Source organism: Pseudomonas sp. PSPC3-2, assembly GCF_049897085.1.
GTDB lineage: Bacteria > Pseudomonadota > Gammaproteobacteria > Pseudomonadales > Pseudomonadaceae > Aquipseudomonas > Aquipseudomonas paraveronii.
The window spans coordinates 114,529-121,729 of the sequence record NZ_JAFCVO010000019.1 but is presented as its reverse complement, the minus strand read 5'-3'; the positions used below and the strand labels follow the sequence as shown (position 1 = coordinate 121,729).

At 63.2% G+C, this 7,201-nt stretch carries 8 protein-coding genes; 5 read left to right on the top strand and 3 right to left on the bottom strand.

The genetic code is table 11. From position 1 onward, the window contains the following. On the top strand, positions 1-897 hold an 897-nt coding region (araH, locus tag ACP7CJ_RS24840; RefSeq protein ID WP_426102483.1), incomplete at its 5' end, for an L-arabinose ABC transporter permease AraH. 15 nt (positions 898-912) lie between these two features. Here araH and ACP7CJ_RS24835 read toward each other — a convergent pair. Beyond that, entirely contained in the window at positions 913-1,701 is a 789-nt protein-coding gene (locus tag ACP7CJ_RS24835; RefSeq protein WP_426102481.1) for an AraC family transcriptional regulator, read from the bottom strand. An 85-nt stretch (positions 1,702-1,786) separates the two neighbouring features. Here ACP7CJ_RS24835 and ACP7CJ_RS24830 point away from each other — a divergent pair, with 85 nt between their 5' ends. The 3 genes from ACP7CJ_RS24830 (at position 1,787) to aqpZ (ending at position 4,933) form a co-directional block, all read left to right on the top strand. Beyond that, positions 1,787-2,785: a bile acid:sodium symporter family protein gene (locus ACP7CJ_RS24830; protein ID WP_253394956.1), complete on the top strand. Its 999-nt coding sequence runs from the start codon at positions 1,787-1,789 to the stop codon at positions 2,783-2,785. A gap of 137 nt (positions 2,786-2,922) precedes the next feature. Next, positions 2,923-4,107 (top strand): sugar transporter, encoded by a 1,185-nt coding sequence (locus tag ACP7CJ_RS24825; protein ID WP_426102479.1) that lies wholly within the window; start codon positions 2,923-2,925, stop codon positions 4,105-4,107. Between the two features lie 121 nt (positions 4,108-4,228). After that, positions 4,229-4,933 carry an aquaporin Z gene (aqpZ, locus tag ACP7CJ_RS24820; protein ID WP_276193534.1) on the top strand — a complete coding sequence of 235 codons (705 nt, stop codon included), beginning with the start codon at positions 4,229-4,231 and terminating at the stop codon, positions 4,931-4,933. Between the two features lie 103 nt (positions 4,934-5,036). On the opposite strand, the gene ACP7CJ_RS24815 is transcribed toward aqpZ, so the two are convergent. After that, positions 5,037-5,579 (bottom strand): acyl-CoA thioesterase, encoded by a 543-nt coding sequence (locus ACP7CJ_RS24815; protein WP_426102477.1) that lies wholly within the window; start codon positions 5,577-5,579, stop codon positions 5,037-5,039. 108 nt (positions 5,580-5,687) lie between these two features. On the opposite strand from ACP7CJ_RS24815, the gene ACP7CJ_RS24810 reads away from it, so the two are divergent. After that, positions 5,688-6,647, top strand: a complete 960-nt coding sequence (locus ACP7CJ_RS24810) for a GlxA family transcriptional regulator (RefSeq protein WP_426102475.1) — start codon at positions 5,688-5,690, stop codon at positions 6,645-6,647. A gap of 23 nt (positions 6,648-6,670) precedes the next feature. Here the strand turns inward: ACP7CJ_RS24810 and ACP7CJ_RS24805 are convergent, their stop codons facing one another. Continuing rightward, positions 6,671-7,078, bottom strand: a complete 408-nt coding sequence (locus ACP7CJ_RS24805; protein ID WP_426102473.1) for a hypothetical protein — start codon at positions 7,076-7,078, stop codon at positions 6,671-6,673. Between the last annotated feature and the right edge of the window lie 123 nt (positions 7,079-7,201).

The window sequence follows — 7,201 nt, the reverse complement described above, 5'->3', positions numbered from 1 at the left end:
GCGATGTTGCTCGCGGCGCTGGGGATTTTTCTGCTGTGTGCCTTGCTGATCGACAACTTCCTCTCGCCGCTGAACATGCGCGGGCTGGGCCTGGCGATTTCCACGGTGGGCATTGCGGCCTGCACCATGCTGTTCTGCCTGGCGTCGGGGCACTTCGACTTGTCGGTGGGCTCGGTGATCGCCTGCGCCGGCGTGGTCGCGGCAATTGTGATGCGCGACACCGACAGCGTCATGCTCGGCATCGGCGCGGCGCTGCTGATGGGCCTGATCGTCGGGCTGATCAACGGCATCGTCATCGCCAAGCTGCGGGTCAATGCGCTGATCACCACGTTGGCGACCATGCAGATCGTGCGCGGCCTGGCCTATATCTTTGCCGACGGCAAGGCGGTGGGCGTGTCCCAGGATCAGTTCTTCGTGTTCGGCAACGGCCAGCTATTGGGCGTGCCGGTGCCGATCCTGATCACCATCGTCTGCTTCCTGTTCTTCGGCTGGCTGCTCAACTACACGACTTACGGGCGCAACACCATGGCCATCGGTGGCAACCCGGAAGCCGCGTTGTTGGCCGGGGTCAACGTGGACCGCACGAAAATCCTGATCTTTGCCGTGCATGGCCTGATCGGCGCGTTGGCCGGGGTGATCCTCGCGTCACGCATGACTTCCGGCCAGCCGATGATCGGCCAGGGCTTTGAGCTGACGGTGATTTCCGCCTGCGTGCTAGGCGGGGTGTCGCTCAGTGGCGGTATCGGCATGATCCGTCATGTGATCGCTGGGGTGCTGATTCTGGCGATCATCGAGAATGCGATGAACCTGAAGAACATCGACACCTTCTACCAGTATGTGATCCGCGGTTCGATCCTGCTGCTGGCGGTGGTGATCGACCGCATGAAGCAACGCTGAGCAGCTTCCTCTGCATTAGCGGAAGAACTCGCCGGGAGTGGCGTCGAATTGTTGGCGGAACGCGTTGATAAACGCCGACGTGGATTCATACCCACACGCCAACGCCACATCCGTCACCCGCTCGCCTTGCTCCAGGGCGGGCAGGGCGCTGAGCAGGCGCAAGCGCTGGCGCCAGGCGCGGAAGGTCAGCCCGGTATCACGCAAAAACAGGCGGCTGAGGGTTTTCTCACTGACTGCCAGCTTGCGGCTCCAATCCGCCAGGGTGGTGGGTTGCTCCGGGTGCAGGTTCAAGCTGCGATAGATCTGCCGCAAGCGCGGGTCCAGGGGCAACGGCAGCATCAAATCGACCTGGGGCGCCGCCGCCAGTTGGTCCAGTATCACCTGGGCGAGCCTGCCGTCCGGTCCCGCTTCGGCATATTCCACCGGCAGTTCACTGAAGCGGCGGATCAACTCGCGCAACAAACTGCTCACCGCCAACACCTGGCAACGTTCGTCCGCCCACCCGGTGACGCTGCAATCCAGGTACAGGCTGCGCATCTCCGTGTGCGGCGAGCTGTAGACCCGATGCGGCATGCCCGCCGGAATCCACACCGCGCGCTGCGGCGGCGCGACGAAGCGGCCGACGCTGGTCTGGATCTCCAGCACCCCGGAAATCGCGTAGGACAACTGCACCCACGGGTGGCTGTGCCGACGGGTCAGGGCGCGGTTGGGCAAGGATTCGGTGCGCCCGTACACCGGGCGTGGCAGGCTGGAAAGCCCGGGCACGCTGCGGCGGACGGTCTTGTCATGTCCTTTAGGCGGCATTTACTGGCTCATTGGCGTTAGTCGGTAATAAAGCGTTACGTTAGAGTCGTGATGACGCTCTTGGCAACCCCGGAAGATCCTGCTTATGACTCGCCCGCGCTTTCTGCCCGACAATTTCACCCTGACCCTGATCGCCACGGTGGTCCTCGCGTCCTTGCTGCCCGCCAGCGGCCAGACCGCCGTGGCCTTCGGCTGGGTGACTAACCTGGCCATCGCGCTGCTGTTTTTCCTGCACGGCGCCAAGCTGTCGCGCCAGGCCATCGTTGCCGGGGCCGGTCACTGGCGCCTGCACCTGCTGGTGTTCAGCCTGACCTTTGTGCTGTTCCCGCTGTTGGGCCTGGCGCTCAAGCCACTGCTGTCGCCGCTGATCGGCAAAGACCTGTACATGGGCATGCTCTATCTGTGCGCGTTACCGGCCACGGTGCAGTCGGCGATTGCCTTTACGTCGCTGGCGCGCGGCAATATCCCGGCGGCGATTTGCAGCGCGGCGGCGTCGAGCCTGTTCGGGATCTTCCTCACGCCGTTGCTGGTGACGCTGCTGCTGAATGTCCACGGCGAGAGCGGTTCGACCGTCGACGCCATGCTGAAAATCAGCGTGCAACTGCTGCTGCCGTTCATCGCCGGGCAGATCGCCCGCCGTTGGATCGGCGAGTGGGTCGGTCGCAACAAGGCCTGGCTGAAGTTCGTCGACCAGGGCTCGATCCTGCTGGTGGTCTACGGCGCGTTCAGCGAAGCGGTCATCCAAGGCATCTGGCAGCAGATTCCGCTGTGGGAACTGGGCGGCCTGGTGGTGGCCTGCTGCGTGTTGCTCGCCCTGGTATTGGTGGCGTCCACGCTGTTGGGCAAGGCCTTCGGCTTTAACCAGGAGGACCGCATCACCATCCTGTTCTGCGGTTCGAAGAAAAGCCTGGCCACCGGGGTGCCGATGGCTCAGGTGCTGTTCGCCGGGGCGACCATGGGCGTGTTGATCCTGCCGTTGATGCTGTTTCACCAGATCCAGCTGATGGTGTGTGCGGCGTTGGCGCAGCGTTATGCCCAGCGCCCGGAAAGCATTCCGGAACTGATGGGGCAGGTCGACCCGTGAGGGGGCTACGCTGATCCTGCCGAGGGCGATTTACCCCGGATGAGCGTCAACAGCCGAGCGAGAAACCTATAGAATGCTCGGCGGCGGCGCTTGTCCTGGGTGGCCGTTCGATCATCGTCAGAGTACCTCGCCCTTCAATGAGCCTTTCAACCGCAACGCCCCGTGCCAACTGGCAACCGGTCATCGCCCTCGCGCTGGCCGCCTTTGTGTTCAATACCACTGAATTTGTGCCCGTTGGCCTGCTCAGCGCCATCGGCGCCAGCTTCGACATGCCGATTGCCAGCGTCGGCCTGATGCTCACGATCTATGCCTGGATCGTGTCGCTGACCTCGCTACCGGTGATGCTGCTGACGCGCAACATCGAACGGCGCAAGCTGCTGATCGTGTTGTTCGGCCTGTTCATCGCCAGTCACATCCTCTCCAGCGTCGCCAACAGCTTTGGCCTGCTGATGGTCAGCCGGATCGGCATCGCCTTATCCCACGCGTTGTTCTGGTCGATCACCGCGTCCCTCGCGGTACGCCTGGCGCCGGCCGGCAAACAAGTACAAGCCCTCGGCCTGCTGGCCACCGGCACGTCGCTGGCGATGGTGTTGGGCATTCCCCTTGGCCGCCTGCTCGGCGAAGCGATGGGCTGGCGCACCACGTTCCTGGTGATTGCGGCATTCGCTGCGGCCCTGGTGTTCTGGCTAGCGCGGACCTTACCGCTGTTGCCGAGCCAGAACTCCGGCTCCCTGCGCAGCTTGCCGCTGCTGTTCAAGCGCCCGGCACTGGTGGCGCTCTACGTGCTCACCGCCCTGGTGATCACCGCGCAATTCACCGCCTACAGCTACATCGAACCCTTTGTCGAACGTGTCGCCGGCCTGAGCGGTAATGTCGTGACCCTGTTCCTGCTGGTGTTCGGCGGTGCGGGCATCATCGGCTCGCTGTTGTTCAGCCTGGTACACCGGTTCAGCCCGCATCTGTTCGTGGTCGGCGCGGTGTTCCTGCTGGCCGCGTGCCTGGCACTGATGCTGCCGTTGAGCGGGGCCGAATCCTACCTCGTCGGCCTGAGCGTGTTTTGGGGCATGGCGATCATGGGCTTCGGCCTGGCCATGCAGTCCAAAGTCCTGGTGCTCGCGCCGGACGCCACCGACGTGGCCATGGCGATGTTCTCCGGTATCTACAACGTCGGTATCGGCGGCGGTGCGCTGATGGGCAGTTGGGTCGGCAGCCACTTCGGCTTCGCCTGGATCGGCGCGGCGGGCGGCGTGTTGGCGGCGCTGGCGTTGATCGGCTATTGCCTGGCGATCCGGCGGTTTGGGCAGGGTGTCGCGCGCGACTAAAACCAGACAAATCTTACAAGGCGCCTTGGCGCCTGTTGCTACCGTCACCCAGGACCTCCCACATCCTGTGGTGACGGCGATTGCCACGCCCTTCGAGCAGGGCCGTGGCGTTTGAAAAGCAATGGAGTTGATTGTGCAAAAGCGTTTGACCGCAGAGTTTGCAGGTACCTTCTGGTTGACGTTCGGCGGGTGTGGCAGTGCCATTCTGGCGGCGGCATTCCCGGAACTGGGGATCGGTTTTCTGGGGGTGTCCCTGGCGTTCGGGCTCACCGTACTGACCATGGCCTACGCGGTCGGCGGCGTCTCGGGCGGGCATTTCAACCCGGCGGTGACCATTGGCCTATGGGCCGGGCGCCGCATTCCCAGCGTCGATGTGCTGCCCTACATAGCCGCTCAGGTCGCGGGTGCGATTGTCGCCGCCGCCGCCCTGTTTGTGATTGCCAGCGGGCAGCCAGGCTTTGAAGTGGGTGGTTTTGCCGCCAACGGCTATGGCCCGCTGAGCCCCGGCCAGTTCGACATGAAGGCGGCGTTGCTGGCCGAACTGATCGCTACGTTCTTCTTTGTGCTGATCATCATGCGCGTGACTGCGCCGGGCGCGGTTGCCGGTTTTGCGCCGATTGCCATCGGCCTGGCGCTGACCTTGATTCACCTGATCCTGATCCCCGTCACCAACACTTCGGTCAACCCCGCGCGCAGCACCGGGCCGGCGTTGTTCGCTGGCGTCGAGTACCTGGCGCAACTCTGGGCGTTCTGGCTGGCGCCAATTGCCGGTGGGGTGTTGGGTGCGTTGGCGGCGCGTGGGTTGGAGGAGCGCAGCCCGGCTTGAATCGAGAAAGGGGGGAATCAAGCGTATTCCCCCTGCTAACGGGGCCCGGCACGTAGCGAGAGACGACGCTGGCGCCCACTTGAAGACGCTGGCATCCGCCGGTTCACGCCTGTTCTTCGCCGCGCAACTGCACGCTCATCGCATCGCAACTCTGCGCCCAGTCGCTCAGCCACTGCGGCATGGGCGGCGAGGCTTCGTCCAACCCCAGCTCACGCACAAAATCCGCCGGGGGCAGGGTGCCCTTGGCTGAGCGGAACAGCCCGCGCATCACCACCACGCCGACCACCCGACCCTTGCTGACGAAACGGTGCTCCATCAGGCTCCACTTGTGGTCCCAGCCGAGCATGCGGGTGTGTACCTCGAACACCTCGAATAACTTGAGCTCGCGGCGAAACTTGCCCCAGGTATCGCCCACGATCGGCAGCGCCTTGTTGCGCAGAGCCACGCGAAACGCGCCGGTGCGCAAGACAAAATCCATCCGCGCAACGTCCGCCAGGGAAAAGTAGCGGCCATTGGTGACATGCCGGTTGATATCCAGGTCCAGCGGCCACACCCGCATGCGCACCACGGTGGTAGCGAGGCCATCGGCAGGTTTGCGCCAGGGGCGACGGCAGAGCATGTACAGCAATCGAAACCAGAGATTCATAGAGACGCCAAACAGTTAATCAGTGGCAGCACTGTAAGGGCGCGAAATCGGCTAAGGTAGGTGCGCAAATGACTTATTACATGCCAAAAGCGCAAAAAAGGTCCATGAATGCACATTACCTTGCTCCTGGCCGATCACTGTTCTACCGCCAGCGCCACCCTGGCCCTGGAAATGCTCAGCGCCGCCAACCTGTTTGCCGACAGCCCGCCCTTCGAGATCGTGGTCGCGTCCCTGGACGGCCAGGCCGTGAACGCCTGGGGCGGGCAGCGTCTGCAAGTGGACTGTTCGACTGCACAGATCGCGCAGACCGACCTGGTGTTGATCCCCGGCTTTCTCTTCACCTTAAAAGAGGCTTTGCCGACGTTTGCCGCCTTTGGCCCCTGGCTGCGCGAACAGCATGGGCGCGGCGCTGTGCTGGCTTCGATGTGTACTGCCGCCTTTGTGTTGGCTGAAGCCGGTGTACTGCAAGGTTTGCATGCCACCACTCACTGGGCCTTTGCCGAGCTTTTCCGGCGACGCTACGCGGACGTGATCCTCGATGACGCACAGATGCTCTGCGAAGAAAATCGCGTGATTACCGGTGGTGGTGCCAGTGCGGCGATGGACTTGATGCTCCACCTGATCCGCCGCTTCGGCTCGCCGGAACTGGCTCACACCTGTGGCAAATATCTACTGATCGACACGGTGCGCACGGTGCAGTCGGTGTACGCCATGTGGTCGTTGCCCAAGGGCCATGGCGACGCAGAGATACTGCGCGTGCAGCATTGGCTGGAGCAGCACTGCGCCCAGGCGCTGGTGATTGACGACGTGGCCCGGCGCTTTGGTTTTGGTGTGCGCAATTTCAAGCGGCGCTTCAAGGACGCCACCGGCTATACGCCGATCGCCTATGTGCAGACCCTGCGCCTGGAGCGCGCCAAGCAGATGCTGGAGTCGACGCGCATGACGCTCGAAAGCATCACCTACGCGGTGGGCTATGAAGACAGCAACTCGTTTCGGCGCCTGTTTCAGCAGCGGGTGGGGATGCTGCCGGCGGCGTATCGCAAGCGATTTCAAGCCAACAACCGATGAGCAGACGAAAAAAAACCGGCTGATCAGGCCGGTTTGGGGTGCTGCGCAAACAGCGCGGGGTCAGGCGTTGTTGCTGTGCAGGCGATCAGCGCCGCCTTCGGCCAGACCGCGTTCTTGCAGGCGATCAGCGCCGCCTTCGGCCAGACCGCGTTCTTGCAGGCGATCAGCGCCGCCTTCGGCCAGACCGCGTTCTTGCAGGCGATCAGCACCGCCTTCGGCCAGACCGCGTTCTTGCAGGCGATCAGCACCGCCTTCGGCCAGACCGCGTTCTTGCAGGCGATCAGCACCGCCTTCGGCGACACGACGTTCCAACAGCCGTTCAGCACCACCTTCAGCAACACGGTTGCCTTGCAAGCGATCCGCACCGCCTTCGGCGACGCGATTTTCGTTGAGGCGATCAGCGCCCCCTTCAGCGACGACAGGGTGGGCAAAAGCGTTTGCTGCAAGTACCGAGAAAGCGAGGCTAAGCAAGAGTTGGCGTTTCATGAGAGTGTGCTCCGAGTGTTTGATTAGGGTGTTGCCTGGTGTGGGTTTGATGTTACGCGTTGCCATTT

Excerpts from the sequence above, each read along its gene's own strand:
- ACP7CJ_RS24815 (WP_426102477.1), bottom strand. The coding sequence starts at position 5,579 with ATGAATCTCTGGTTTCGATTGCTGTACATGCTCTGCCGTCGCCCCTGG.
- ACP7CJ_RS24830 (WP_253394956.1), top strand. The coding sequence starts at position 1,787 with ATGACTCGCCCGCGCTTTCTGCCCGACAATTTCACCCTGACCCTGATC.
- aqpZ (WP_276193534.1), top strand. The coding sequence starts at position 4,229 with ATGGAGTTGATTGTGCAAAAGCGTTTGACCGCAGAGTTTGCAGGTACC.
- ACP7CJ_RS24810 (WP_426102475.1), top strand. The coding sequence starts at position 5,688 with ATGCACATTACCTTGCTCCTGGCCGATCACTGTTCTACCGCCAGCGCC.
- ACP7CJ_RS24825 (WP_426102479.1), top strand. The coding sequence starts at position 2,923 with ATGAGCCTTTCAACCGCAACGCCCCGTGCCAACTGGCAACCGGTCATC.
- ACP7CJ_RS24835 (WP_426102481.1), bottom strand. The coding sequence starts at position 1,701 with ATGCCGCCTAAAGGACATGACAAGACCGTCCGCCGCAGCGTGCCCGGG.